Genomic DNA, 25,328 nt, shown 5'->3' with positions numbered 1-25,328 from the left:
GGTTTCAGCACGACGGCGCGGGGTGGAGCAGCTCGGTAGCTCGCTGGGCTCATAACCCAGAGGTCGCAGGTTCAAATCCTGTCCCCGCTACTGAAAGACGAAGGCCCGGATCCTTTCGAGGATCCGGGCCTTCGCCGTGTCGTCGTGACTTTTTCGCACAGTCGGCGTGAAGTGCGGTTCATGGGGCAGCAGTTGGACAGGGACGTGCTTGACTTGTCTCTCTGTGGGCAAGTCGACAAAACGCTGAATTGACCTCGCTGGCCGCGATATACCAGGTGTACGCGGGTTACAGGTGGTGCGACGATGGTATTTATGGGGGACAGGGCAACTCTGTTGGAGACAGGGCGGTTTGGTCAGCGTCATGCCCATCCGGCAGAAAACGTGCTGGATGTGGCATTTGCCGCCGCCGCACGGTACAACGACTACATCGAGACCGCCGAGACTGCGGAGTGTGCCGCGACCGTCGAAAGTGCAGAGACCGCAGAGTCCGCGGACGGCGTGGAGCACGCCGAGGGCGCGGAGACCGCAGAGAGTGCGGACAACGCCGAGAGCGAGGCGCGTCACCGTCGTGCCGCCGACGCCGGGGACACCGCGTCGATGAGCGTCCTCGGTGCCCTGCTGCTGCGCCGGGGCGACCTGAGCGGAGCCGAGGCCTACCTGCGCGCTGCCACCGCCGACGGCGACCGGGCGGCGGCGAACAACCTCGGCGTCCTGTTGCACCAGCGCGGCTACCCGGACGAGGCGGCCGACTGGTGGCGGACCGCTGCCGTCGCCGGCTCCGCCGCGGCCGCGCACGCCCTGGGACGCCACTACCGCGAGCGCGGTGACGAGCCCGGCGCCGAGTACTGGCTGCGCCAGTCCGCCGAGCAGGGCCACGCGCTGGGCGCCTACGCCCTCGCCGACCTCCTTGAGCACCGCAGCGACGTCGGCGCCGAGCGCTGGCTGCGTGCCGCCGCCGAGCAGGGGCACCGCGAAGCCGCTTACCGGCTGGCGCGCATGGTGGAGCGCAACGCGGCCGACGACGCACACGACGCGTTCGGCCGCCCCGGACTCGGCCCCCGCACCGCAGCGGACGACAAGTCGGGCACCGCCCCCGGCCGGCCGGCCGGGCGCAAGGACGACAGCCCGGTCGCCGGCCCCGAAGCCGGCCGGGTCGGTGAGGCCGAGCAGTGGTACCGCCAGGCCGCCGCGCGCGGTCACCGGCGTGCCGCCCTGCACCTCGGCGCCATCCTGGAGCAGCGCGGCGAGCTGAAGGAGGCCGGACGCTGGTACCTCATCGCGGCCAAGGCGGGCGAGGCGCGTGCCGCGTGCGCGCTCGGCTTCCTGCTCCGTGACGCCGGCGACCGGGAGAGCGCCGCCGTGTGGTGGCTGCGCGCCGCACAGGAGGGTGACGGCAACGCCGCCAACGCGCTCGGTGCGCTGCACGCCGCCCGCGGGGAGCAGCAAACCGCCGAGCGCTGGTACCGCGCGGCCATGGACGCCGGTGACGTCAACGGCGCGTACAACCTGGGGCTGCTCTGCGCCGCCCAGGACCGTACGGCGCAGGCCGAGCAGTGGTACCGCCGCGCCGCGTACGCAGGTCACCGGGAGGCCGCCAACGCGCTGGCCGTGCTGCTGCTCCAGGCGGGCGACGCGACCGGTGCGGAGCCGTGGTTCTCCAAGGCCGCCGAGGCGGGCAGTGTCGACGCCGCGTTCAACCTGGGCATCCTGCACGCCGGGCGCGACGAGGACCGGGCCGCCCTGCTCTGGTACGAGCGGGCCGCGGCGGCCGGCCATACCGAGGCCGCACTGCAGGTCGGCATGGCGCTGCTGCACCACGGTGAGGAGCGGGAGGCGGAGCGCCACCTGCGCTGCGCCGCCGGTGGTGGCAGCGCGGAGGCCGCCTTCCGGCTCGCCGGGGTGCTGGACTCGCGGCTGCCGCCGCCGGGCCCGCCCGCCCTGGGTGAGCCGATGCCGGAGAAGTCCGAGTGCGAGGAGTGGTACGAGCGCGCCGCCGAGCAGGGCCATCGCCGGGCCCAGGTGCGCGTCGGGATGCTCGCCGCGTCCCGGGGCGATGTGGAGAGCGCCGGCCGCTGGTACCGGGAGGCGGCCGAGTCGGGCAGCCGTAACGGGGCCTTCAACCTCGGTCTGCTGCTCGCCCGCGAGGGCAGTGAGCGCGAGGCGGCGCTGTGGTGGAGCCGTGCCGCGAACGACGGGCACGGGCGGGCGGCCCTGCGCCTGGCCCTGCTGGCCGCGCGCCGCGGTGAGCTCACCGAGGGGCAGCGGTGGTGTGCGCGGGCGGTGGAGCTGGGGCCGGCGGAGGTCTCGGAGCGGGCCGCGCGGTTGCGTGAGGCGCTGCACCAGGAGCTGACCGCGTAGGCGGGAGCCGGTGGCGGGGTTCGGGGGCGCGGCGCCTTCGGCCCCGCCTTGTCCTCGATCGCCGGACGGCCTTGATCTGGCTGAGGTTCCAGGGCGTTCCCGGTGGGGCGGGGCGTGGCAGGGAAGTGATTTGCGCTGGTCCGGAGGGGTGACGTAATGTGGGGATCACAACGGCGCGGGGTGGAGCAGCTCGGTAGCTCGCTGGGCTCATAACCCAGAGGTCGCAGGTTCAAATCCTGTCCCCGCTACTAAAGACAGAGGGCCGGATCCTTTCGGGGATCCGGCCCTCTGTGCATGTTCCCGTCCCGTGCGGCACGGGCCCCGCTCAGGGCTTGTGGCCCACGGCCTCGCCGTACATTGCCCGGTCCACGGCCTTGTCCTCCGGTACCGGCGTGCCCGTCTCGACGCCCGAGTCGGCGTACGCCTTCTGCACCCGGTCCGTGGTGCCCGCGCGGATCTCCCAGTCCATCCGCATCGACGGGGTCGAGCGCAGGGTGGCCTCGTCGGTCTTCATCAGCTTCGCCAGCTCGCTGACGAAGGCGGGGTCGGACTTGTAGTCGCCGGCGAAGTAGGTGTTCACCGTCCGGATGTAGGCCCGCAGGAAGGCGACGCCCGCGTCCGGGTCCTCGTTCAGCAGGTTCGGGCCGAACAGGAGTCCGCCGAGCGGTTCGCCGGCCGGTTGGCCGCCGAGGAAGGCGTACTTCTTGTCGCCGTCCACCTTGCGCCAGATCGGGTCGAGCAGCCAGGCGGAGTCCACGCCCCCGTTCTGCAGGGCGGTCAGCACGTCTGCGGAGCCGAGCTGCTGGAAGCTGATCTTGTCTAGGCCGCCGCCGTGCTTCTTCAGCGAGGTGTCCATCGGGTAGGCGATCACCGAGCCCTTGCCGATCATCGTGCCGAGTTTCCGGCCCGCCATATCGACGTGACCGGCGCTCTCGCCGTCCTTGAGCCGTACCCACAGGCCGCTCTTGGAGGCCGGGTCGGGGGAGAAGTTGCCCGCGACCCACTTGATGTCGAAGCCGCCGTTGATGCCGTTCATCACCGCGACCTCCGGCGCCGCCCACTGGGCGTCGACGTCCCCCTTGGCGAGCAGGGGCAGGGCGTCCGGGGTGGGGAGCACCTTCAGCTGGACGTCCAGGCCCTCCTTCGCGAACTCGCCCTTGGCCACCGCGACCTGGAGCGGAGCCACGTACTCCGCGCTCAGGGTGCCGGTGGCCAGGACGATCTTCCGCTTCTTCGCCGGCGGCCGGGGCGCGGGTGCCCCCTTCTCGCAGCGGGCGGGTTTGCGGTCGGGGGAGAGGTCCGAGGGGTCCGTCCAGCTCCCGGCGCCGCAGCCCGCCACGGGCTTGACGGTCCGGGGTGCGGCGGAGCCGGCGGAGCCGTCGCCCGGGGAGTCCTTCCCGGCGCAGCCCGCGGCGCCGAGCAGCGAAGCCGCCACGAGCACGACGGTGCAGGTGAAGGGGGTACGTGTGCGCACAGTGCCTCCGTACGGGGAACGAGGGTTGCTGGTCACGACTGGCTGCGGCCCCGGTCGCGCGGGGCCCAGGGGGTGAGCAGCCGGCCCGCTATCCGGACCACTTCGGAGAAGACGACGCCGAGCACCGCCACACAGACGATGCCGACGAACATCACGTCGTTCTGGAACAGGGCCCGGGAGTCGAAGATGAGATGGCCCAGTCCGTCGGCCGCCGCGATCTGCTCCGAGGCGACGATGACCAGCACCGCAACGCCGGCCGCGATCCGGGCGCCGACCAGCACCGCGGGCAGCGAGGCCGGCAGGAGCACGTGCCGGAACATCTGCCAGGGCGAGGCGCCGAAGACCTGCCCCGCGTCCCGGTGGCCGACCGGGACGGCGAGCACGGCCGCCATGGTCGAGATCCAGACGAAGAAGAAGACGGTGGCGGCGACCAGGGCGATCTGCGGCCCCTCACCGAGTCCGAACATGTTGAGGAAGACCGGCAGCAGCGCCAGTTTCGGTACGACGTACAGGGCGTCGAGCAAGGGTTCCAGCGCCGCCCGCACCAGGGCGAGCGAGCCCATCAGCAGGCCGAGCGCGTAGCCCGCGACCGTGCCGATCGCGTAGCCGCCGAGGACCCGTTTGAGCGTGGCCCACACGTCGGGCCACAGATCGCCGTCGGCGGCCCGGTCCCAGCCGTCCGCGAAGATGGTGGAGGGCGCGGGATAGACCCGGTCGTCGATCCAGGACCTGGCGGCGGCCAGCTGCCACAGCAGCACCAGGAGCAGCGGTACGGCGACGGCGAGCGCGATTTCGAGCGTGCGGCGCCTGCGGTGGGTGCGTACCGGATGCAGTTCCTGCGGGCCGGGCCTGCGGACCAGCACCTGCTCGTCGGTGGTCGCGGACTTCACGGCGGTGCTCATACCAGGGCCGCCTCTCCGCGGACCTCGCCGCGCAGCAGGTCCCACAACTCGCTCTTCAGCGCGGTGAACTCCGGTGTCGAGCGGATGTCGCCGGTGCGGGGCCGCTCGAACGGCGGGCGGTGCTCGGCGATGATCCGGCCGGGGCGGGCGGACATCACGAGCACCCGGTCCCCGAGCACGATCGCCTCCTCCAGGCTGTGGGTGATGAAGAGGGTGGTGGTGCGGGTGGTCTGGGTGAGCTCCAGCAACTCGTCCTGGAGGATCGTGCGCAGCTGGGCGTCGAGCGCCGCGAACGGCTCGTCCATCAGCAGGACCTCGGGTTCGACGGCGAGTGCGCGGGCGATCGCGACCCGCTGGCGCATCCCGCCCGAGAGCGCGGCCGGGTAGGCGCCGGCGAATTCGGCGAGACCGATCCGGGACAGCCAGTCGTGCGCCCTGGCGTCGGCCTCCTTGCGGGGGACGCGCTGGATGTCGAGGCCGAAGCGGACGTTGGCCAGGACGGTCTTCCAGTCGTAGATCCCGTAGTCCTGGAAGATCATCGCGGCGGGCCGGGGCGATGCCGTACGGATGGACAGCTCGCCGGCGCTGGGCCGCAGCAGTCCGGCCGCGATCCTGAGCAGGGTGGACTTGCCGCAGCCGGACGGGCCGACGATGCAGGCGAACTCGCCCGGCACGATGTCGAGATCGACCGGCCCGAGGGCGGCCAGGGCCTTGGCTCCCCGTCCGAAGGAGCGGGCGAGGGAGCGGGCGCGGAGTTTGGGGGCGTCGGTGGACGGCGGTGGCGCGGGGGGTGGGTTCGGGTGCGGGTCTCCCACGGGTCTCTCCTCGTACGCAATCGAGGTGCGGAGCCGCCGCGGGGCGGCGGTGATCGCCGATGACGATATGACGACCCGTCAGATTCGGGAAGGGGGTGCGCGGGGGTCAGTGCGCGGGCGCATGCGAAGAAGCCCCGCGCCGGAGTGTCCGGTGCGGGGCTGGGGGAGGGGTGAAGTCAGGCGGCCGCTGCGCAGTTCGGGCAGATGCCCCGGTAGGTCATCTCGACGCCGGAGACCATGAAGCCGAAGCGTTCGCCGGCCGGCAGGTCCGCCAGCGGGTCGCCCGCCGGGTGCACGTCGCGGATGGCCCCGCAGTTCGCGCAGACCAGGTGGTGGTGGGGGCGGTGGGCGTTCGGGTCGTAACGCTTGGCCCGGCGGTCGGTGGAGACCTCGATGACCTCACCGAGCGTCACCATCTCGCCCAGCGTGTTGTAGACGGTGGCCCGGGAGATCTCGGGCAGCCGGTCGACGGCCCGTGCGTGGACCTCGTCGGCTGTCAGGTGCACATGCTCCCCGTCGAGCACCTCGGCCACGACGCGCCGCTGTGCGGTCATGCGCCAGCCGCGTCCACGAAGTCGTTCCAGCAGGTCACTCATAAGGGCAATCCTAGCAGTGGAGGGGTCCTGTTCCGAACTCGTGTGACTCTGGATGTCTGCTTGACTTGGATTAAGTCCAATGTAGGATCGAGTTCGACGCAGGCCAGGGGACAGGCTGTGCACGCCATGACGACATGACGAATGTGCAGGAATGACGCAGGAGGCGCACGTGACGCAGGGACCGCTCACCACAGAGACCGGAGCACCGGTCGCCGACAACCAGAACAGCGAGACCGCCGGCATCGGTGGTCCGGTACTGGTGCAGGACCAGTCGCTGATGGAGAAGCTCGCGCACTTCAACCGGGAGCGCATTCCGGAGCGCGTCGTGCATGCCCGGGGCGCCGGTGCGTACGGCACGTTCACGCTGACCCGAGACGTCTCGCAGTGGACGCGGGCGAAGTTCCTCTCCGAGGTCGGCAAGCAGACCGAGACCTTCCTGCGCTTCTCCACCGTCGCCGGCAACCTCGGCTCCGCCGACGCGGTGCGTGACCCTCGCGGCTTCGCGCTGAAGTTCTACACCGAGGACGGAAACTACGACCTCGTCGGCAACAACACCCCGGTGTTCTTCATCAAGGACGCCATCAAGTTCCCCGACTTCATCCACACCCAGAAGCGCGACCCGTACACCGGCTCGCAGGAGGCGGACAACGTCTGGGACTTCTGGGGGCTGTCGCCCGAGTCCACCCACCAGGTGACCTGGCTCTTCGGCGACCGAGGCATCCCGGCCACGCTGCGCCACATGAACGGGTTCGGCTCGCACACCTACCAGTGGAACAACGAGGCCGGCGAGGTCTTCTGGGTCAAGTACCACTTCAAGACCGACCAGGGCATCAGGAACCTGACCCAGGACGAGGCCAACAAGCTGGCCGGCGAGGACCCGGACAGCCACCAGCGCGATCTGCGCGAGTCGATCGAGCGCGGCGACTTCCCGTCCTGGACCGTGCAGGTCCAGATCATGCCCGCGGCAGAGGCTGCCACCTACCGCTTCAACCCCTTCGATCTCACCAAGGTGTGGCCGCACGAGGACTACCCGCCGGTCGAGATCGGGAAGCTGGAGCTCAACCGGAACCCGGACAACGTCTTCGCGGAGACCGAGCAGTCGATCTTCAGCCCCGCGCACTTCGTGCCCGGTATCGGCCCGTCCCCGGACAAGATGCTCCAGGGCCGCCTCTTCGCGTACGGCGACGCGCACCGCTACCGCGTCGGCATCAACGCCGACCACCTGCCGGTGAACCGCCCGCACGCCGCCGAGGCGCGGACGCACGGCCGTGACGGCTCCCTGTACGACGGCCGCCACAAGGGCGCCAAGAACTACGAGCCGAACAGCTTCGGCGGCCCGGTCCAGACCGGTCGTCCGCTGTGGGAGCCCACCCAGGTCACCGGCGGCACCGGCACCCACGAGGCCGCCGTGCACGCCGAGGACGACGACTTCGTCCAGGCGGGCAACCTCTACCGGCTCTACTCCGAGGACGAGAAGGCCCGGCTGATCGACAACCTCGCCGGGTTCATCTCGAAGGTCTCGCGCGACGACATCGCCGAGCGGGCGATCAACAACTTCCGTCAGGCCGACGGAGATTTCGGCAAGCGGCTGGAAGCGGCGGTCCAGGCCCTCCGCGGCTGACAGCCGCCTGCCCCGGCCGGCCGGTCCCCCTGTACGGGGGCCGGCCGGCCGTTTCCGCAGGCGTGCTCAGCCGACCAGCTCCACCGGATGACGGCCCGCCGGTGCCCAGCAGCGGATGATGTCGCGCACCGACACGACGCCGACCGGGCCGTTGTCGTCCAGCACGATCAGATGCCGGAAGCCGCCGTGCGTCATGGCCTCGGCCGCCTCCTCCAGGGTCCAGGCCGGCGCGGCGAAGACCACATCGGTGGTGGTGTGCTTGGCGGCGGTCTCGACGTCGGGGTTCTGGCCGGATCCGACCGCGTTCAGGATGTCGCGCTCGGTGATGATGCCGAGACCGCAGGTGTCCGGGTCGTGGACGACTGCTGCTCCGATCCGGCGCGCCGACATCAGCCGGGCTGCCTGGCGGAGGGTGTGGGCGGGGCCGATGGTGAGGACCACCGTGCTCATGGCGTCACGGACGAGCATGAAAGGAGCCACCTCCTTCGTGAGCGACTCTGTGAGTCGGTTCACAAGTTCACAAGCGGGGGGACTCTCAGAGTCGCACTGTTCAGGGGTGGCAACAAGGGGTGGTGAAGATCGTCCGAGGGGCGCGCGGTGGTGCGGCACGCCCCTCGTGTGACCGGTGCGCCTGCTCAGCGCCGTACGGTCCGGTCCGCAACGGTCAGTAGCGCTGGTTCAGATAGCCCAGCAGTTCGTGGTGGAGCGTTCCGTTCGAGGCCGCAGCGTTGCCGCCGCCCGGCCCCGAGACTCCGTCCAGGCTGGTGAACCGGCCGCCCGCCTCGTCCACGATGATCGCGTTGGCCGCCATGTCCCAGAGTGACAGCTCGGGCTCGGCGCAGATGTCGACCGATCCCTCGGCGACCATCATGTACGGCCAGAAATCCCCGTACCCGCGGGTGCGCCAGCAGGCCCGGGTCAGATCCATGAAGCCGTCGAGCCGGCCCTGCTCCTCCCAGCCGGTCAGCGAGGAGTACGCGAACGACGCGTCCGCGATCCGCTCCACCTTCGACACCTGCAGCCGGGACGCCGAGGTCAGGCTGCGGCCGGTGAACGCCCCCGCGCCCTTCGCCGCCCACCAGCGCCGGTTCAGCGCGGGCGCGGACACCAGGCCGACGACCGGCTGGAAACCGTCCTCACCCGCCTCCATCAGCGAGATCAGCGTCGCCCAGACCGGCACGCCGCGTACGTAGTTCTTCGTTCCGTCGATCGGGTCGATCACCCAGCGCCGGGGACCGGTCCCCTCGATCCCGTACTCCTCGCCCAGGATCGCGTCGCGCGGGCGGGCCCGGTGGAGGTGGCCGCGGATCAGCTCCTCGGTGGACTTGTCGGCCTCGGTCACCGGCGTCATGTCCGGCTTCGTCTCGACCTTGAGGTCCAGAGCCTTGAACCGGTCCATCGTCGTCGCGTCGGCGGCGTCGGCCAGCACGTGGGCGAGGCGCAGATCATCGTGGTAATCGGGCATGACCGTCACAGTATCGACCATGGGTGAGCGGAGCCACAGGGCCCCGGACGCTGCCCAGCCTCTTGACAGTCCGGGGGAGCGCGTCAACTCTGAAACGCAGGCCCCGGCGTGGGAGGCGATGATGCCGACAGCGCGAGACGCACTGCTGGACGCCGCCCACGCGGCCCTGAGCACCCGGCCCTGGCCGGCCGTGCGGATGGTCGACGTGGCAGCCGTCGCCGGAGTCTCCCGGCAGACCCTCTACAACGAGTTCGGCAGCAAGGACGGACTGGCCCGCGCCCTGGTCCGGCGGGCCGCCGACGCCTACCTGGCCGGTGTCGAGCGGGCGCTGGGAACAGCCGGCGGCACCGGCGACAGGCTGGCCGCCACCGCGGCCTGGACGGTCCGGGCCACCCGTACGGACGGCCTGCTCCGAGGGCTGCTCACGGGCTGCTGGGAGGACCGATTACCGCACCCCGCCCACCGGGCCCGCCCGGCCGGCTCGCCCGTGCCGTCGCAGCGCCCGGCCGACGCGGGACCGCCGACCCCCGCCGAACTGCTCGGGCACGTCAGAGACCGAGCGGTGGCCGTCCTGGACGACGGGCGCCCGCCGCACGACCCGGCGGCCCTGGCCGTGACCTGCGAACTCGCCCTGCGGCTCGCCCTGTCCTACGCACTGGTGCCCCCGCAGCCAGGGGCGGCGGGGGACGGGGCGCCACTGGTGCGTGAGGTGGTCGAGCGGGCTGCGGATTCCGCGGCCCCGGGATGCTGAGGCCCGGTGCTCAGTGCGAGGACCCCGAGAGGCTCAGTGCGAGGACCCCGAGAGCTGGAGCCCGATCACGCCGAGGATCACCAGCGAGATCGAGATCAGCTTGAGCGTGGAGACCACGTCGTCGAGGAAGATCATGCCGTAGATGGCGGTGCCCGCGGCCCCGATGCCGGTCCACACCGCGTAGGCGGGTCCGACGTCGAGCTTCTTCAGCGACATGGTCAGCAGACCGAAGCTGCCGAGCGCGAAGACGCAGAACGCGATGGTCGGCCAGAGCCGGGTGAAGCCGTGCGAGAGCTTCAGACAGACGGCGAAGCCCGTCTCCAGAAGTCCGGCGACCACCACCAGCAGCCACGCCATCGTCAGTGCCCTCCCGCATCGGTGACCGCCTCGTACCGCTGGGCGTGATTCGTGATTATGCACTTACCGGTGGCGAGTGATCGCAAACGTGCCCGGATCAGTCGCCTTCGCGTCGCTCCCGGGTGGAGAGCAGCCGGCGCAGTGAGTCCAGCCGGGCCGGATCGGCGTGCCCGTCGGCCACCCAGGCGTCCAGCGCGCATTCCGGTTGCTGGCTGTCGTGGGTGCAGCCGCGCGGGCAGTTCTCGGTGCCGGGCTGCAGGTCGGGGAAGGCGTTGATGACCCGGGACGGGTCGATGTGGTGCAGGCCGAAGGAGCGGACGCCCGGGGTGTCGATGACCCAGCCCCGGTAGTCAGGCAACGGCAGGGCCAGCGCCGAGGTGGTGGTGTGGCGGCCGCGCCCGGTGACCGCGTTGACGACCCCGGTGGTACGCCGTCTGTCCTTCGGTACCAGGGCGTTGACCAGCGTGGTCTTGCCGACGCCGGAGTGCCCGACGAACGCCGTCACCCGGTCGTTGAGCTGCTCGCGGACCCGCTCCGCCGCGTCGCCGTTCTCCAATTCCTCGCGGTTGGTGACGATGAACGGCACGCCCAGCGGGGTGTACGCCTCCAGCAGCTTGTCCGGGGAGGCCAGATCGGACTTGGTCAGCACCAGGAGGGGCGAGAGCCCGCCGTCGTACGCGGCGACCAGACAGCGGTCGATCATGCGCGGGCGGGGTTCCGGATCGGCCAGCGCCGTGACGATCGCGAGCTGGTCCGCGTTGGCGACCACCACCCGTTCGAAGGGATCGTCGTCGTCAGCCGTCCGGCGCAGCACCGAGCGGCGTTCACCGATCCGGACGATCCGGGCGAGGGTGTCCTTGTCGCCGGACAGATCGCCGACGATGGAGACGGTGTCGCCCACCACGGCTGCCTTGCGGCCCAGCTCACGGGCCTTCATCGCGATGACCGTGCGGCCCTCGACGAGACAGGTGAGGCGGCCCCGGTCGACGGTGAGGACCATGCCCTCCTCGGCGTCCTCGTGCTTGGGGCGGATATGCGTACGGGGCCGGTTGCCCTTGCGGTTGGGGCGGACCCGGATGTCGTCCTCGTCGGGGTTCTTGCCGTAGCGGCGCATGTCTCAGGCCCCGAGCATTCCGGTCCACATCTGCGGGAAGTCGGGCAGGGTCTTGGCGGTCGTCGCCACGTTCTCGATCTCCACTCCGGGGACGGCAAGGCCGATGACCGCCCCGGCGGTGGCCATCCGGTGGTCGTCGTACGTATGGAAGGTACCGCCGTGCAGCGGCCTCGGCCGGATGTGGAGGCCGTCGGCGGTCTCGGTGACCTCGCCGCCCAGCTCGTTGATCTCCTTGGTGAGCGCGGCGAGCCGGTCCGTCTCGTGCAGCCGCAGATGGGCCACGCCGCTCAGGGTGGAGGGGGAGTCGGCCAGGGCCGCGACCGCCGCGATGCCCGGGGTCAGCTCGCCCACCTCGCCGAGGTCGACGTCGATGCCGTGGATACGTCCGGAGCCGGTGAAGGTGAGGCCGTGCTCGGTCAGCTCGCAGCTGCCGCCCATCGCGGTGAAGATCTCGCGCAGCGCGTCACCGGGCTGCGTGGTGTGCAGCGGCCAGTCCGGCACGGTGACCCGGCCGCCGGTGACCAGCGCCGCGGCCAGGAACGGCTGGGCGTTGGAGAGGTCCGGCTCGATGGTCAGGTCACGGCCGAGCAGCGCGGAGGGGGAGACCCGCCAGACGTTCGGCTCGCCGCCCGTCTCCGGCTCGTCGACCTGGGCGCCGACGGCCCGCAGCATGTCGACGGTCATCCGGATGTGCGGCATAGACGGGAGCCGGGTGCCGGTGTGACGCACCTCCACGCCCTGGTTGAAGCGCGGCGCCGACAGCAGCAGCGCCGAGACGAACTGGGAGGACGAGGACGCGTCGATCGCGACCGGGCCGCCGTCCAGCGCGCCGCCGCCGTGCACCGTCATCGGCAGCGAGCCGCGCCCGTCGTCGTCGATCCGGGCGCCGAGCACCCGCAGGGCGTCGATCACCCCGTTCAGCGGGCGCTCGTAGGACCGGGCGTCGCCGTCGAAGTGGACGGGGCCGTCGGCGAGGGCCGCCACCGGGGGCAGGAAGCGCATGACCGTGCCCGCGTTGCCGACGTCGATGGTGACCGGGCCGTGGAGACCGGCCGGGATGACCCGCCAGGCCTCGCCGGAGCCGTCCGGGCCGCCCGCGACCGACGAGCTGGAGGAGATCGTCTCCTCGATGCCGACGCCCATCGCGCGCAGCGCGTCCGCCATCAGCAGGGTGTCGCGGGAGCGCAGCGGCCGGCGCAGCCAGCCGGGCTCCGAGGAGAGCGCGGCCAGCACCAGCGCGCGGTTGGTGACCGACTTCGATCCGGGCACGGTGACGGTCGCGTCGACGGCTCCGCTCGCGTGAGGGGCGGGCCAGAGGGCGGGGTGCACGGAACTTTCGGTCATGCGCTTACTTTAATGGCTCCACGCAAACCCGGATCTTGATCAAATGCGCGGAAACCGGGACGTAACGCGAGGGTGGTAGAGGGGGCGGCGGGGTCACAGGCCCAGCAGCCAGCGCCCGCCGCCGATCAGCGAGCAGAGCGAAACGGCGTGGAACAGGAACAGCCACAGCGCCGCCGGTACGTCCGTCAGCCGGGACAGCTGGTCGGCGTCCGAGTCCGGCGCACCGCCGTGCCGCCGCTTGGACTGCAGCTCGAAGGCCGGGCGCACGCCCCCCAGCAGCAGGAACCAGACCGCGCTGTACGCGAACAGCGACTGCCAGGCGGGTGAGGCCAGCCACGACATCAGCAGGAAGAGCGAACCGGTGAGGATCACCGTCAGCGCCCCGTACACATTGCGGATCATCACCAGCATCACCGCGAGCAGCGCCGTCGCCAGCCAGAGCAGCAGCGTGATCCGGCCGTTGGCCAGCAGCCAGGCGCCCCCCAGCCCGAGCAGCGGTGGCGCGGTGTAGCCCGCCGCCGCGGTGAGGACCATGCCGATGCCGGTCGGCTTGCCCCGGCTCACCGTCAGCCCGCTGGTGTCCGAGTGCAGCCGGATGCCCGACAGCTGCCGCCCGCTCAGCAGCGCGATGAGTCCGTGCCCGCCCTCGTGGGCGATGGTGATCGCGTTGCGGGTCAGCCGCCATATGAAGTTCGGCACGACGGCGATGAGCGCGGCCGTGGCGGTCACCACGACCAGCCACTGCTCGGGGGCCGGCTGGGTGCCGAAGACGCGGTCCCAGAGATTGCCGAGATCGGTGCTGTCCATGGCGCGGGCGGCTCCTTGCGGTATTGACGTCCGGTCGGGGTGACGGTCGTGGCAGTCTGGCACTTATGTGCGGACGGTATGCAGCGAGTCGGCGGCCCGAGGATCTGACCGGACTCTTCCAGGTGGAGAAGTGGGAACCGGCCGAGACGCTGGAGCCCGATTACAACGTGGCGCCGACCAAGGAGGTCTACGCCGTACTGGAGCGTCCGGTGAAAGACGCGGATGACCAGCGTCCGGTTCGCCAGTTGCGCGCACTGAAATGGGGGCTCGTCCCCTCCTGGGCCAAATCGCTGGAGGGCGGCGCCCGGATGATCAACGCCCGCGCCGAGACGGTGCACGAGAAGCCGTCCTTCCGCCGCCCCTTCGTCTCGCGCCGCTGCATCCTGCCGGCCGACGGCTATTACGAGTGGGTGACCGGCAGCGAGGAACGGCAGCTGGAGGAGAAGGGGCGCAAGAAGCGGCCCCGCAAGCAGCCCTACTTCGTGACCCCCGCCGACGGTTCGGTCTTCGCGATGGCCGGGCTCTACGAGTTCTGGCGCGACCGGACCCTGCCCGATGACCACCCCCGGGCCTGGTGGGTGACCTGCTCGGTGATCACCACCGAGGCGGAGACGAGCCCGCTCGCCGTCGCCCCCGCCGAGGGGCCCGCCGCGCTCGCCGACATCCACCCCCGGATGCCGCTGATGCTCACCCCGGACCGCTGGGACGACTGGCTGGACCCCTCGCACACCGACCTGGACGAGCTGCGCGGCCTGCTCACGCCCCCGCCCGGCGGCCTGATGCGCGCCTACCCGGTGGCCACCGCCGTCAGCAACGTCCGCAACAACGGACCCGAGCTGAAGGACGAGCTGGCCGCGCCCGAGGTCGGCACGCTGTTCTAGGTACGCGCCGGACCCCGGCCGGCCCGCCGGGGGTTGGTTGGATGGGTGGTGTGAAAGCCACCGAGAAGGACCCCCGCACCGAGACGGTAGACACCGAGGCCGGGACCGCCCGGATCAGCTGGCTGCCCGCGAAGGACCCCCGCCTCCTGCTCGCCCTGGGCCACGGCGCAGGCGGCGGCATCGAGGCCCGGGACCTGCGGGCGCTGGCCGCCGCACTGCCCGCCCACGGAGTGAGCGTCGCTCTGGTGGAGCAGCCCTGGCGGGTCGCCGGGAAGAAGCTCGCGCCCGCCCCGAAGACCCTGGACACCGGCTGGCGCGGCCTGTGGCCGGTTCTGGCGGCCGCCGGGCTCCCGGTCGTGGCCGGCGGGCGCAGCGCGGGCGCCCGGGTGGCCTGCCGCACCGCGGCCGGACTCGGCGCCCGCGCCGTCCTCGCGCTCAGCTTCCCGCTGCACCCTCCGGGCAGGCCGGAGAAGTCCCGCGCGGACGAACTGCTGGGCTCCGGCGTGCCCACCCTCGTCGTCCAGGGCGGCAACGACCCGTTCGGCAGGCCCGCCGAATTCCCGCCGGGGGAGTACCGGATCGCCGAGGTGCCGCACGGGGACCACGGCTTCGCCGTACCGAAGCGGTCGGGGGTGACCGAGGATCAGGCGATGGAGATCCTCACCTCGGCCGTGACCGGATGGGTGGCCGAAATCGCCTGACGCGGCAGCCGGGAATGTTGGGCGGGGGGCCACTGTTGTGCCGTGTGTCGGTACACCAACGTCGTATGTGGAGAGGGAGTCCGTCGCATGGGTTCGACCATCTGCCCGCGTCGCTCGAACGCCGCTGACCTGGAGTGGACGGTGCTGCATGCGGCCAGGACCACTCCCGAGCGGGCACTGAGCGGATCGGATCGACAGCCCGCGCTCGACCAAGGTCGACTATTCTCCGATTCGAGCGGGTCCGGTTTCGGTTCCGCCACAGCGTTGGAGGAGGTGGGTCCGGTCACTGGGACCGACACAGGGACCGACGACGGCCGCCCGCAGGAGACGACCGCCGAGCGCAACGCGCGCTTCGAGCGCGATGCCCTCGGTTTCCTCGACCAGATGTACTCGGCCGCGCTGCGCATGACGCGCAACCCCGCGGATGCCGAGGATCTGGTCCAGGAGACGTATGCCAAGGCGTACGGCTCCTTCCACCAGTTCCGTGAGGGCACCAACCTCAAGGCGTGGATGTACCGCATCCTCACCAACACGTTCATCAACTCGTACCGCAAGAAGCAGCGCGAACCCCAGCGCAGTGCGGCCGAGGAGATCGAGGACTGGCAGCTGGCGCGTGCCGAGTCGCACATGTCGACCGGTCTGCGCTCCGCCGAGTCCCAGGCACTCGACCACCTGCCCGACTCCGATGTGAAGTCTGCGCTGCAGGCGATCCCCGAAGAGTTCCGCATCGCGGTCTATCTTGCCGATGTCGAGGGCTTTGCCTACAAGGAGATCGCGGACATCATGGGGACTCCCATCGGTACGGTGATGTCCCGACTGCACCGGGGCCGCCGTCAACTGCGCGGCATGCTGGAGGACTACGCCCGTGACCGCGGGCTCGTCCCGGCGGGCGCCGGTGAGTCGGACGATCGGAAAGGCTCGGGCTCATGAGCTGCGGAGAGCCGCACGAGACGGATTGCTCGGAGGTCCTTGACCACCTCTACGAGTTCCTCGACCGGGAGATGCCCGACAGCGACTGCACCAAGTTCGAGACGCATTTCGGCGAGTGCTCGCCCTGCCTGGAGAAGTACGGCCTCGAGCAGGCCGTGAAGAAGCTGGTGAAGCGCTGCTGCGGTCAGGACGACGTGCCGACCGACCTGCGCTCCAAGGTGATGGGGCGGATCGACCTGATCCGCTCCGGCCAGGCCGTGCCCGAGCAGGACGTGACGGTCTCCGACAGCGAGCTGCCGGCCGCCGCCAAGGACTGACGCATCACCCGAACGTGCTAATCCTGGCCGTCGGCACCGAGCCCGGCCACCCAACTCGCTAGCCTGGCGCCTCCATTTGGCGATGCTGGGGGCGGGCGGAACGGGTGAGAGCCACACGCGGCGCGGCGCGGGCGTACATCCTGGCCGTCGCGCTCTGCGCCACCCTCTGCGTGCTGCCCGCGCTGCGCCCCGGCGCGGGCACCCCGTGGACCACCCTCGCACTGCTCGCCGGGCTCTGCCTGCTCTGTGAACTTCCCGGCCGCTGCCGCTTCTTCGGCAGCTCCGTGCCGGTCAGCGCCGGATCGTTCTTCCCGCTGCTCCTCGCCGCCGCCTTCCTGCTGCCGCCGGGAGCGGCGGCGCTGGTCGCGATACCCGGCTCGTTCGCCGGGCGGGTGGACAGCCCCCCGGCCGCCGCCCGCCGTATCTGGCGGGCGGCCCAGCTCGCCCTCACCGTCTGGGCGGCCTCCCAGGTCCACGCCCTGCTCGGCGGGCCCGCCGCACTCGGCGGATCCGGCGCCGGACGGCTGCCCGACCTCCCGTACGCGCTGCTGCCCGCCTGCGCGGCCGCCCTCGCCTTCAGCCTGGTGCTGAGCGCGCTCGACGGCTCGATCCTGGCCGCGGCCGAACAGCTGCCGCTGCGGCGCGCCTGGAGCGGGCTGCTGCCCCGCTCGCTCGGCCCGCACCTCGTGCACGGCCTCGCCGGACTGATGATGGCGGTCCTGTGGAACAGCTCGTACGGGCCGCTGGCCGCGCTCTTCGTCCTGCTGCCGATGTACATCTCCTGCTGGGTCTTCGCCCAGTACCACCGCGAGCACGCCGCGCACCGCGCCACCATCAGGGCCCTGGTGCAGGCCGTCGACATCAAGGACACCTACACCCGGGGCCACAGCGAGCGCGTGGGGCGCGCCTCCGTGCTGATCGCCGATGAGCTGGGCATGGCGCGGGACCGCGTCGAAGTGCTCCGGTTCGCCGGCATCCTGCACGACGTCGGCAAGCTCGGCGTGCCGACCCGGGTGCTGCGCAAGGACGGGCCGCTGACCCCGGACGAGCGCCGGGTGATCGAGCTGCACCCGGAGTACGGGCACGAGATCGTGCGCGGCATCGGATTCCTCGGTGAGGCACGGGCCGCGATCCTGCACCACCACGAACGGCTCGACGGCAGCGGCTACCCGTACGGGCTCACCGGCCGTGAGATCCCCGAGTTCGCCCGGGTGGTCGCCGTGGCCGACGCCTTCGACGCGATGACCTCGACCAGGTCCTACCGGCCGGGGCGCCCGGTGCCGGCCGCCGTGGAGGAGCTCAGGCGGTGCGCCGGCACCCAGTTCGATCCGCAGATGGTGCGGGCGCTGGCGCGCGGCCTGGAACGGCACGGGTGGGTGTCGTCCGCCGTGACGGGGGCGGAGGTGCCGGGAGCACGTGCCGGGGAGCCGGGCGGGGGCTCGGGCGCCGCCCGGGAGCCGGCTCGTCCGCAGCCGCCGGACGGGCTCGGTCCCGGCCCTTCGCCGGATCCGGCGGACGGCGGGGCCGGATGCGGCGTGCCGCCCCCGCCGGCCTCCCGACGGCCGGGCCGGCGGCGGTGAGGGCGCAGCGGGTCCGGCCGGCACCCGTCACCCCGGTCGTGCGCGGCGCCGCTCTCGCGCTCACCGCCGCCGCGCTCGGGCACACCCTCTGGCACGGGATCCACGACCCGGGCCACGCCCTCGCCTTCGGGGTGCTCATCGCCATCGGTGAGCTGGCCCGCTGGGGCGCCCTGCCCGGGGAGCGGGAGCCCGCGCCGCTCGGCGCCGCCGGAGCCCTCGCGTACGCCCTGCTCGGGCGCAGCGGCGGGGAGCCCACCGGCCAGGGCGCCCTCCAGGTGATCGCCGTGCTCGTCGCGGCCCAGCTCGTCGCCTCCGTGCCCCATGTCGCACGCGGCAGCGGGCCCGGACCGGACCAGGTGGCACGCCGCATCCTGACCGTGGGCTTCGCGGCCGTGTGCTTCCAGCCGCTCTACAACTCCGGCCGGTCCGAGACCTGGTTCGGTGACGGCCCGTACTACGCGGCCTTCCTGCTCCTGCTGCTCGGCCTCACCGCGCTGTGCGACGCCGTCCTGGGCGCCCTGGTGCTGCGGGCCGGCACCACCGTCCCGTACGGCCCGCTGCTCCGCGACGAGCTGCGGGCCCTGATCGGCATCGGATCTGCGGTCTGCGCGACCGGCGCGGTGATGGCGCTCGGGGTCGCCGCGGCCGGGCTGTGGGCGCTGCCCGTCCTGTGCGTACCGCTGCTGCTCACCCAGCTCTCGTTCCGCCGCTACGCCGCCGTGCGCACCACCTACCGGCAGACCATCGCCTCGCTGGCCCGCTCCACCGAGATCGCCGGGTACACCCCGCACGGCCACGCCCGCAGGGTGGCGGCGCTCTGCACGGCCGTCGGCCGTGAGCTGGGACTCTCCGGGCCCGATCTCACGGTCCTGGAGTACGCGGCCCTGATGCACGACATCGGGCAGCTCTCGCTGGTCGACCCGGTCCCGGAGGGGGCCACCGCCACCCTGCCGGCCGCCGAGCAGCGCCGGATCGCGCTGCTCGGTGGGGCCGTGGTCCGCCAGACCGGGGTGGACGCGAGGGTCGCCGTCGTCGTGGAGCAGCAGGCTGACCCCTTCCGCGAGCAGCCGCTGTCCGCCAGGATCGTCAGGGCGGTCAACGCGTACGACGACCTGTGCGGGGACAGCGCCGGCGGGCCGCTCGGCGCGCTGGAACGGCTCAGGCTCGGGACCGGCCACGACTACCAGCCCCAGGTCGTGGAATCGCTTGCCCGGGTTCTGGCCAGGGGCGGTCTGACCCCCGTCCCGCCTGGGTAACCCATGGGTAATGAGCGGGCGTCCGGCCAGGCATGGTTGGATGCGAAGGAGAGCGGAAAACGAGGGTGTCCAGTCGGGACAGGCGGGAATCGTGAGGATCTTCGGGAAGGTACGGCATCGGCCCTCCGCCTCTTGGCGGCAGGCCACGGACCGCGCGTTCACGCTGATCGGCGACGGCCGGTACGAGGACGCGGGCGCACTGCTGACGCGTGCGGCGGACCTGGAGCCCTGGCTCTCCGAGTCATGGTTCAACCTGGCGCTGCTGCACAAGTTCCGGCATGACTGGGAGCAGGCGCGGGCCGCCGGGCTGCGCGCCGTGGCGCTGCTCGACAAGGAATCCGGCGCTCCCGACTGGTGGAACGTCGGGATCGCGGCCACCGCGCTGCAGGACTGGCCGCTGGCGCGCCGGGCCTGGCAGGCGTACGGGCTGAGGGTGCCCGGAGGCGGGCAGCAGACCCCCGCCTCCCACAGTGAGCCGGTCGGCCTGGACCTGGGCAGCGCAGCCGTGAGGCTGTCGCCGGAGGGCGAGGCCGAGGTCGTGTGGGGCCGCAGGCTGGACCCGGCGCGGATGGAAGTGCTGTCGATCCCGCTGCCGTCCTCCGGGCGGCGCTGGGGCGAGGTCGTGCTGCACGACGGGGTGCCGAACGGTGAACGGATCACCGCGGCCGGGCCCTCCTATCCCGTGTTCGACGAGATCGAGCTGTGGGCGCCGTCCCCTGTGCCGACCTGGGTGGTGCTCCTCGAAGCCGCCACCGAGGCGGACCGGGACGCCCTGGAGCAGCTGGCCTCCGACGCCGGTTTCGCCGCCGAGGACTGGTCCTCGTCCGTCCGGCTGCTCTGCCGGGCCTGCTCGGAGAGCCGGATGGAGAGCGACGAGGGTGACGGCGAGCACCTGGACCCGCACGACCACAGTGAGCCGGGCCACCCCGGCCCGCTGGGCCACCGCACCGCGGGTGAGCTGTGGGTGCCGGAGCGTGAGTGCGGGCTCGCGGCGCCCGCGGGGCTGGTGCGCGGACTGCTGGACGGATGGGTCGCGGACAGTCCGGACAGCCGCGAGTGGCGGGATCTGGAAGAGGTCTGCTGACCGCTACCCGTAGGCTGTGTGCGCACCGATTCCGGTGTTCGGGTGCCCGGGTCCTCGCGAGCCGCGGATCCCGGGTTTCACGTTGTGAGGAAGGCGTACGGCGGACATGGCGCAGCACCAGACGGACGAGCAGATCAGCGTCGACGGCGTCGACGACGAGGGCTTCCTCGTCGACACCGAGGACTGCGAGGCGCGTGAGGCGGCCTACCGCGAGCGCGGCACCTCGCGCCCGATCACGGTGGTGGGCAACCCGGTCCTGCACAAGGAGTGCAAGGACGTCACCGCGTTCGACGAGAAGCTGGCCACGCTGATCGACGACATGTTCGCCAGCCAGCGGACGGCGGAGGGCGTGGGCCTGGCCGCCAACCAGATCGGCGTCGACCTCAAGGTCTTCGTCTACGACTGCCCGGACGACGACGGCGTGCGGCACACCGGCGTCATCTGCAACCCGGTGCTGGAAGAGCTGGCGCCCGAGGAGCGCGTCCTGGACGACTCCAACGAGGGCTGCCTCTCGGTCCCGACGGCGTACGCCTCGCTGGCCCGCCCGGACTACGCGGTGGTGCGCGGACAGGACGCGAAGGGCAATCCGGTCAAGGTGCGGGGCAACGGCTACTTCGCCCGCTGCCTCCAGCACGAGACGGACCACCTGTACGGGTACCTGTACATCGACCGGCTCTCCAAGCGCGACCGCAAGGACGCGCTCCGGCAGATGGAGGAGAACACCCCGCGCTACGAGATCGTGCCGAACGACTGACACCGGCGCGCGCAGCCTCGCGGAGCCCTGTTCCGGTACGCCGGGGCAGGGCTCCGCACTGTCTCCCGCCCGTCAACCAGCCTTCTCCTGGGCGTAGTTGACGCGCGTCGACTCGTCCGACAGTCTCTCTGCTCACACCTTCGTCGTGGTAGGGAGCCCCCATGCTCAGACGTTCCGCGAGACTTCTGCTCGGCCTTGTCATGACCATGGCTTTCGCGCTGGGCGGGGCCGTGGTCACGGCCGGCACCGCCCAGGCCGACGGCTGCTACACCTGGACCCGGACCCTCTCGCCGGGCGCCACCGGCAACGATGTCGTCCAGCTCCAGATCAGGGTCGCCGGATACCCCGGGTACAACTCCGTACTCGCCGTCGACGGCTCCTACGGACCGGCCACCACGGCCGCCGTCAAGCGCTTCCAGGCCGCCTACGGGCTGGCCGCCGACGGCGTCGCGGGCCCGGCCACCCAGGCCAAGCTCTACGCCCTCCAGGACAACGACTGCACGCCCGTCCACTTCACCTACGCCGAACTCAACAAGTGCAACAGCACCTGGGCCGGAGGCGCGGTCGCGGCGGGAACGGCGAAGGCCAACGCGCTCAGCACCATGTGGAAACTGGAGGCGCTGCGCCACGCGCTCGGCGACCACCCCATCACCGTCAACAGCGGTTTCCGCTCCACCTCCTGCAACAGTTCGGTGGGTGGCGCCTCGAACAGCCGGCACCTGTACGGCGACGCGGCCGACCTCGGCGGCATCGCCTTCTGCACGCTGGCCAAGGAGGCCCGTAACCACGGGTTCAACGGCATCCTCGGCCCGGGGTACCCGGACCACAACGACCACGTGCACGTGAACCAGGGCCCGAGCCACTTCTGGTCGGCGCCGAACTGCGGTATCTGAGCTCCGGCGCACGTGTGGGGCCCGCCGTCACGGCGGGCCCCACAGTCGCGCGTCAGGCGGACTTCGCTGTCAGGCGCGCCCCGCCCGTCGTCTGTACCGCCGCGCCGTCCTCGGCCCGCTCCGTCAGCCGGAGCTGCGAGACGGCGTTGCGCAGGACCAGCGCACCGGCCCCGGTGTCCAGCTGCCAGCGCTGGGTGCGCGCCCCCGCCGAGCAGGTCCCGAGCGACAGCTCGGCACCCACCTCCAGCGGGGCGCCCAGGTACTTCTTCCCCCGTACCGCGTCCAGACACGTCCCGTTCCCGGCCGAGCGGACGGTGTAGTACCCGTCGGCGGTCGCGGTGAGCGTCCAGCCCGCCGTCGCGCCCCGGGTCAGCGCCACCCCGGAGTCCGCGCCGGGCGCGAGCGCCTTCGCGCCGGACGTCAGCCGGTACGTGCCGTCGGGGAGCGGGGCGCGGTCGGTGTTCGCCCAGCCGGGCGCGTGACCGATCCGCCGGGCCAGGGCCTCGAAACCGGCGTACGTGTCACTCGGCTTCGGGCCGCCCCAGGTGGCCTGGGCGATGAAGCGCAGCGGCATGAAGACCTTCACCTCGACCTCGTTCTCGGTCTCGGCGGCCGCGCTGTCCGGCCAGAGGCTGATCTTCGCGCCGGTCAGGTTCGCCGCCGTGGCCGGCAGCGTCTCGCCCTCGAAGCTCAGTGGCGTCCAGTCGCTCTCGTACAGCTTGCGCGTGTCCATCGTGAAGCCGCCGCGCACCAGGTAGAGGGAGTAGGCGGAGTTCATCACCGGACGGCCCTCGGCCAGCAGTTCGGACGGCTGCTGGATGGCGCCGCCGCCCAGCCAGTGCTCGACGGCGATGTCGCGGTCCAGCGGCACGGCGGCGTTGTGGCCGGTCAGCCCGTCGTTCCAGATCCGCAGTGACCGGCCGCCGGCCTTCACATGTGCGTTGACCTGGTTGATGAAGTCGACGAAGAGGTCGTCGGGGGTGGCCGACGCGCCGAACTTCGCGATCGCGGCCGCCTGGAGCTGCGGGTAGTCCGGATACGAGGAGCCGATCATGTACTCGTCGGCGCCCATGTGCCAGGTACGGGTGTCCCACACCTTCAGGGCCTCGTCCACCAGGGACGTGTAGTACGTCAGCGCCTCGGGCCGCGAGATGTCCAGCCGGGGCGGCGAGGCGACGCCGTCCTTGTCCTTGAGCTGGAGCTCGGGGTGGTTCTCCAGATAGGTGTCCATGTGACCGGGGGAGTTGATCTCCGGCACCAGCTCGATGTGGTACTTCTTCGCCGTCGCGGCCAGCGAGCGGATCTGCGGCTTGGTGTAGTAGCCCCAGAAAGCGGACTCCGGGTCGGTGTCGCTCCTGACCTTCGCCTCGATCCAGAGCTGGTTGAGCTTCTGCGAGGCCATGTCCTTCATCAGCCGCTCGAACCAGGGGAGGGACACGTTGATGTAGCAGGCGCAGACCCCGACCCCGCGCTCCCGGTACGCCGGCACGTCGGTCGCCGAGCCCCGGGCCGCGCGGCCGTCGTCGTTCAGCAGCTGGAGAACGGTGCGTGAGCCGTAGAACACGCCCGTGGAGGTCGCCGCCGTGACCGTGACCCGGTCCCCGACGTCGAGCCGGTAGCCCTCCGTGCCCAGCGACCCCTTCAGGGAGGCGTCCTGGCGCAGCACCACGTCGCCGGCCCGTGCCCGCCCCCGGGACACCGCAGCGCCGCCCTTCAGCTCGCCCGCGAACCGCTTCGCGTCATCGGCGGTGCGCTGCTCCCGCACCCCGTCCAGCACGATCCTGGCCCGGTCGGTGAGGGTGAACTCCCCCTCGGCGGGCTGCCACTGCCGCAGCGAGGGCAGCACCTCGGGCGGAGGGGCGGCGCCCGGTCCGTCCACGGCCGCAGCGCTCTGCCAGGGCAGCAGAGTGGCGGCGAGCGCGGCCACCACGGCCCCGATGGTCCTTCGTCCTGCCGTCCGGATGTCCATCGTCCGACCCTGGGCCCGCCGCCGGGCCCCGGTCCATGGACAGGTGAGGGAAACGGTTGGACGAATGATCGGATGTCAACGCGGCCGGGGTCAGGCGACTTCGGTCAGGTCCGAGGGTCCGCGGAAGGTCCGCCGGTACGCGTTCGGCGTGGTGCCCAGTGAACGTACGAACTGGTGGCGCAGGGCTGCGGCGTTGCCGAAGCCCGCCAGTCCCGCGATCGTGTCCATCGTTTCGTCCGATGTCTCCAGGAGGTGCTGGGCCAGCAGCACCCTCTGGCGCAGCAGCCAGCGGTACGGCGTGGTGCCCGTCTCCTGCTGGAAGCGCCGGGCGAAGGTGCGCGGCGACATGTGCGCCTGGGCGGCGAGCTGCTCGACGGTCATCTCCTGGTTCAGATGCCGCTCCATCCAGACGAGGGTGTCGCCGACCGTGTCGCAGCGGTCGCGGGGCAGCGGCCGCTGGATGTACTGCGCCTGCCCGCCGTCGCGGTGCGGCGGCACCACCATGCGGCGGGCGATGGTGTTGGCGGCGGCGGGCCCGTACGCCTGGCGGACCAGGTGCAGACAGGCGTCGATGCCCGCGGCCGTGCCCGCCGAAGTGATGACGGAGCCCTCGTCCACGTACAGCACGTCGGGCTCGACACAGGCGCGCGGGAAGCGGCGGGCCAGCGCGTCGGAGTGGCGCCAGTGCGTGGTGCAGCGACGGCCGTCCAGCAGTCCGGCCGCGCCCAGCACGAACGCACCCGAGCAGACACTCAGCACCCGGGCGCCTCGGTCCACGGCCCGGCGCAGGGCCTCCAGCACCTCCTGCGGGTACTCCCGGTCCATGAAGTGGCTGCCGGCCGGCACGGCGATGAGGTCGGCCTCCTCCAGGCGGTCGAGGCCGTGCGGGGTGCTGATGGTGAACCCCGCGTGGGTCTGGAGCACCGGGCCGTCGGCGGAGACCACGGCGAAATCGTGCACCGGCAGGCCCTCCTCGCTGCGGTCGAGCCCGAACACCTCGCAGAGCACGCCGAGTTCGAAGGGGTGGACCTCGTCGAGCAGCAGGACGGCGACGTTTTTCAGCATGGCCCCAGTGTGGCAGTAATTCGATGCTCCATGACAGTCCTGCCACTGCCGGATTCTGCTCGGACGGACGACAGTAGAGGCATGAACACATTCCAGAACGTCCTGGGCATATCCGCTCTTATCGTCCTCGTCCTGCTCCCGGCGCTGATCGGGATCGCCCGCGAGCTCCGCATCGGCCGCGAGCTCCGGGACGCGGAACGGAGCCGGAGAACGGCACCACCGGAAACGGCGGACGCCGCGCAGCCGGTGAAGGCCGCACGGCGTCCGCCGTTGAGGAGCTGGGCGAGGGTCTGA

General features: G+C 71.6%; 25 protein-coding genes and 2 tRNA genes. 15 read left to right on the top strand and 12 right to left on the bottom strand.

Annotated features, from left to right (window positions below):
- Positions 1–16: 16 nt before the first annotated feature.
- From EDD93_RS02935 to EDD93_RS02925, 3 genes are all read left to right on the top strand, one after another.
- Positions 17–90, top strand: a tRNA-Met gene (locus tag EDD93_RS02935).
- Between the two features lie 213 nt (positions 91–303).
- Complete coding sequence (locus tag EDD93_RS02930; RefSeq protein WP_185092196.1) at positions 304–2,358, top strand: tetratricopeptide repeat protein; 2,055 nt, start codon at positions 304–306, stop codon at positions 2,356–2,358.
- Positions 2,359–2,532: 174 nt separating this feature from the next.
- Positions 2,533–2,606, top strand: a tRNA-Met gene (locus tag EDD93_RS02925).
- A gap of 77 nt (positions 2,607–2,683) precedes the next feature.
- Here the strand turns inward: EDD93_RS02925 and EDD93_RS02920 are convergent.
- From EDD93_RS02920 to EDD93_RS02905, 4 genes are all read right to left on the bottom strand, one after another.
- Positions 2,684–3,832 carry an ABC transporter substrate-binding protein gene (locus EDD93_RS02920; protein WP_123523676.1) on the bottom strand — a complete coding sequence of 383 codons (1,149 nt, stop codon included), beginning with the start codon at positions 3,830–3,832 and terminating at the stop codon, positions 2,684–2,686.
- Between the two features lie 32 nt (positions 3,833–3,864).
- A complete protein-coding gene (locus tag EDD93_RS02915) occupies positions 3,865–4,734 on the bottom strand; it encodes an ABC transporter permease (protein ID WP_123523675.1) in 870 nt (289 codons plus the stop codon).
- Complete coding sequence (locus tag EDD93_RS02910; RefSeq protein ID WP_123523674.1) at positions 4,731–5,549, bottom strand: ABC transporter ATP-binding protein; 819 nt, start codon at positions 5,547–5,549, stop codon at positions 4,731–4,733. The genes EDD93_RS02915 and EDD93_RS02910 overlap by 4 nt, the downstream gene beginning before the upstream one ends.
- Positions 5,550–5,725: 176 nt before the next feature.
- The gene (locus EDD93_RS02905; protein WP_123523673.1) at positions 5,726–6,145 is read right to left on the bottom strand and encodes a Fur family transcriptional regulator; all 420 of its coding nucleotides are present in this window, start codon (positions 6,143–6,145) and stop codon (positions 5,726–5,728) included.
- Between the two features lie 151 nt (positions 6,146–6,296).
- Here EDD93_RS02905 and EDD93_RS02900 point away from each other — a divergent pair, with 151 nt between their 5' ends.
- On the top strand, positions 6,297–7,766 hold the full coding sequence (locus EDD93_RS02900; protein WP_123523672.1) for a catalase: 1,470 nt from the start codon (positions 6,297–6,299) through the stop codon (positions 7,764–7,766).
- A 66-nt stretch (positions 7,767–7,832) separates the two neighbouring features.
- On the opposite strand, the gene EDD93_RS02895 is transcribed toward EDD93_RS02900, so the two are convergent.
- Positions 7,833–8,234 (bottom strand): cyclic nucleotide-binding/CBS domain-containing protein, encoded by a 402-nt coding sequence (locus EDD93_RS02895; RefSeq protein ID WP_123523671.1) that lies wholly within the window; start codon positions 8,232–8,234, stop codon positions 7,833–7,835.
- A 196-nt stretch (positions 8,235–8,430) separates the two neighbouring features.
- The gene (gene hisN / locus EDD93_RS02890; RefSeq protein ID WP_123523670.1) at positions 8,431–9,231 is read right to left on the bottom strand and encodes a histidinol-phosphatase; all 801 of its coding nucleotides are present in this window, start codon (positions 9,229–9,231) and stop codon (positions 8,431–8,433) included.
- A 121-nt stretch (positions 9,232–9,352) separates the two neighbouring features.
- On the opposite strand from hisN, the gene EDD93_RS02885 reads away from it, so the two are divergent.
- Positions 9,353–9,982, top strand: a complete 630-nt coding sequence (locus tag EDD93_RS02885; RefSeq protein ID WP_123523669.1) for a TetR/AcrR family transcriptional regulator — start codon at positions 9,353–9,355, stop codon at positions 9,980–9,982.
- Between the two features lie 33 nt (positions 9,983–10,015).
- On the opposite strand, the gene EDD93_RS02880 is transcribed toward EDD93_RS02885, so the two are convergent.
- The 4 genes from EDD93_RS02880 to EDD93_RS02865 form a co-directional block, all read right to left on the bottom strand.
- On the bottom strand, positions 10,016–10,339 hold the full coding sequence (locus tag EDD93_RS02880) for a multidrug efflux SMR transporter (protein ID WP_024492250.1): 324 nt from the start codon (positions 10,337–10,339) through the stop codon (positions 10,016–10,018).
- 97 nt (positions 10,340–10,436) lie between these two features.
- Positions 10,437–11,453 (bottom strand): ribosome small subunit-dependent GTPase A, encoded by a 1,017-nt coding sequence (rsgA, locus tag EDD93_RS02875; RefSeq protein WP_123523668.1) that lies wholly within the window; start codon positions 11,451–11,453, stop codon positions 10,437–10,439.
- Positions 11,454–11,456: 3 nt separating this feature from the next.
- Complete coding sequence (gene aroA / locus EDD93_RS02870) at positions 11,457–12,797, bottom strand: 3-phosphoshikimate 1-carboxyvinyltransferase (RefSeq protein WP_123523667.1); 1,341 nt, start codon at positions 12,795–12,797, stop codon at positions 11,457–11,459.
- Between the two features lie 93 nt (positions 12,798–12,890).
- Positions 12,891–13,604, bottom strand: a complete 714-nt coding sequence (locus tag EDD93_RS02865) for a M50 family metallopeptidase (RefSeq protein ID WP_123523666.1) — start codon at positions 13,602–13,604, stop codon at positions 12,891–12,893.
- A 65-nt stretch (positions 13,605–13,669) separates the two neighbouring features.
- Between EDD93_RS02865 and EDD93_RS02860 the strand changes: the two genes are divergently transcribed.
- The 9 genes from EDD93_RS02860 (at position 13,670) to EDD93_RS02820 (ending at position 22,000) form a co-directional block, all read left to right on the top strand.
- A complete protein-coding gene (locus tag EDD93_RS02860) occupies positions 13,670–14,485 on the top strand; it encodes an SOS response-associated peptidase (protein ID WP_123523665.1) in 816 nt (271 codons plus the stop codon).
- A gap of 41 nt (positions 14,486–14,526) precedes the next feature.
- Positions 14,527–15,186: an alpha/beta family hydrolase gene (locus EDD93_RS02855; RefSeq protein ID WP_123523664.1), complete on the top strand. Its 660-nt coding sequence runs from the start codon at positions 14,527–14,529 to the stop codon at positions 15,184–15,186.
- A gap of 273 nt (positions 15,187–15,459) precedes the next feature.
- The gene (locus EDD93_RS02850; protein WP_018105559.1) at positions 15,460–16,116 is read left to right on the top strand and encodes a sigma-70 family RNA polymerase sigma factor; all 657 of its coding nucleotides are present in this window, start codon (positions 15,460–15,462) and stop codon (positions 16,114–16,116) included.
- Positions 16,113–16,433 carry a mycothiol system anti-sigma-R factor gene (rsrA, locus tag EDD93_RS02845; protein WP_073737027.1) on the top strand — a complete coding sequence of 107 codons (321 nt, stop codon included), beginning with the start codon at positions 16,113–16,115 and terminating at the stop codon, positions 16,431–16,433. Before EDD93_RS02850 ends, rsrA begins: the two co-directional genes overlap by 4 nt.
- Before the next feature lie 104 nt (positions 16,434–16,537).
- Entirely contained in the window at positions 16,538–18,013 is a 1,476-nt protein-coding gene (locus tag EDD93_RS02840; protein ID WP_123523662.1) for an HD-GYP domain-containing protein, read from the top strand.
- Positions 17,962–19,269 carry an HD-GYP domain-containing protein gene (locus EDD93_RS02835; protein ID WP_260255599.1) on the top strand — a complete coding sequence of 436 codons (1,308 nt, stop codon included), beginning with the start codon at positions 17,962–17,964 and terminating at the stop codon, positions 19,267–19,269. Before EDD93_RS02840 ends, EDD93_RS02835 begins: the two co-directional genes overlap by 52 nt.
- A 91-nt stretch (positions 19,270–19,360) precedes the next feature.
- Positions 19,361–20,353 carry a hypothetical protein gene (locus tag EDD93_RS02830; protein ID WP_123523661.1) on the top strand — a complete coding sequence of 331 codons (993 nt, stop codon included), beginning with the start codon at positions 19,361–19,363 and terminating at the stop codon, positions 20,351–20,353.
- Positions 20,354–20,459: 106 nt separating this feature from the next.
- A complete protein-coding gene (def, locus tag EDD93_RS02825; protein WP_123523660.1) occupies positions 20,460–21,107 on the top strand; it encodes a peptide deformylase in 648 nt (215 codons plus the stop codon).
- Between the two features lie 161 nt (positions 21,108–21,268).
- A complete protein-coding gene (locus EDD93_RS02820) occupies positions 21,269–22,000 on the top strand; it encodes a D-Ala-D-Ala carboxypeptidase family metallohydrolase (protein ID WP_123523659.1) in 732 nt (243 codons plus the stop codon).
- Between the two features lie 52 nt (positions 22,001–22,052).
- Here EDD93_RS02820 and EDD93_RS02815 read toward each other — a convergent pair whose 3' ends face one another.
- Both EDD93_RS02815 and EDD93_RS02810 read right to left on the bottom strand, forming a co-directional pair.
- Positions 22,053–23,969, bottom strand: coding sequence for a family 20 glycosylhydrolase (locus EDD93_RS02815; RefSeq protein ID WP_260255598.1), 1,917 nt, complete (start codon positions 23,967–23,969; stop codon positions 22,053–22,055).
- Between the two features lie 90 nt (positions 23,970–24,059).
- Positions 24,060–25,034, bottom strand: coding sequence for a helix-turn-helix domain-containing protein (locus EDD93_RS02810; protein ID WP_123523657.1), 975 nt, complete (start codon positions 25,032–25,034; stop codon positions 24,060–24,062).
- An 81-nt stretch (positions 25,035–25,115) separates the two neighbouring features.
- Between EDD93_RS02810 and EDD93_RS02805 the strand changes: the two genes are divergently transcribed.
- A complete protein-coding gene (locus EDD93_RS02805; RefSeq protein ID WP_123523656.1) occupies positions 25,116–25,328 on the top strand; it encodes a hypothetical protein in 213 nt (70 codons plus the stop codon).

It is taken from the genome of Streptomyces sp. 840.1, assembly GCF_003751445.1.
Classification (GTDB): domain Bacteria; phylum Actinomycetota; class Actinomycetes; order Streptomycetales; family Streptomycetaceae; genus Streptomyces.
Note: the sequence above shows the minus strand (reverse complement) of the source record. Positions and strands in the feature narration are given on the sequence as shown.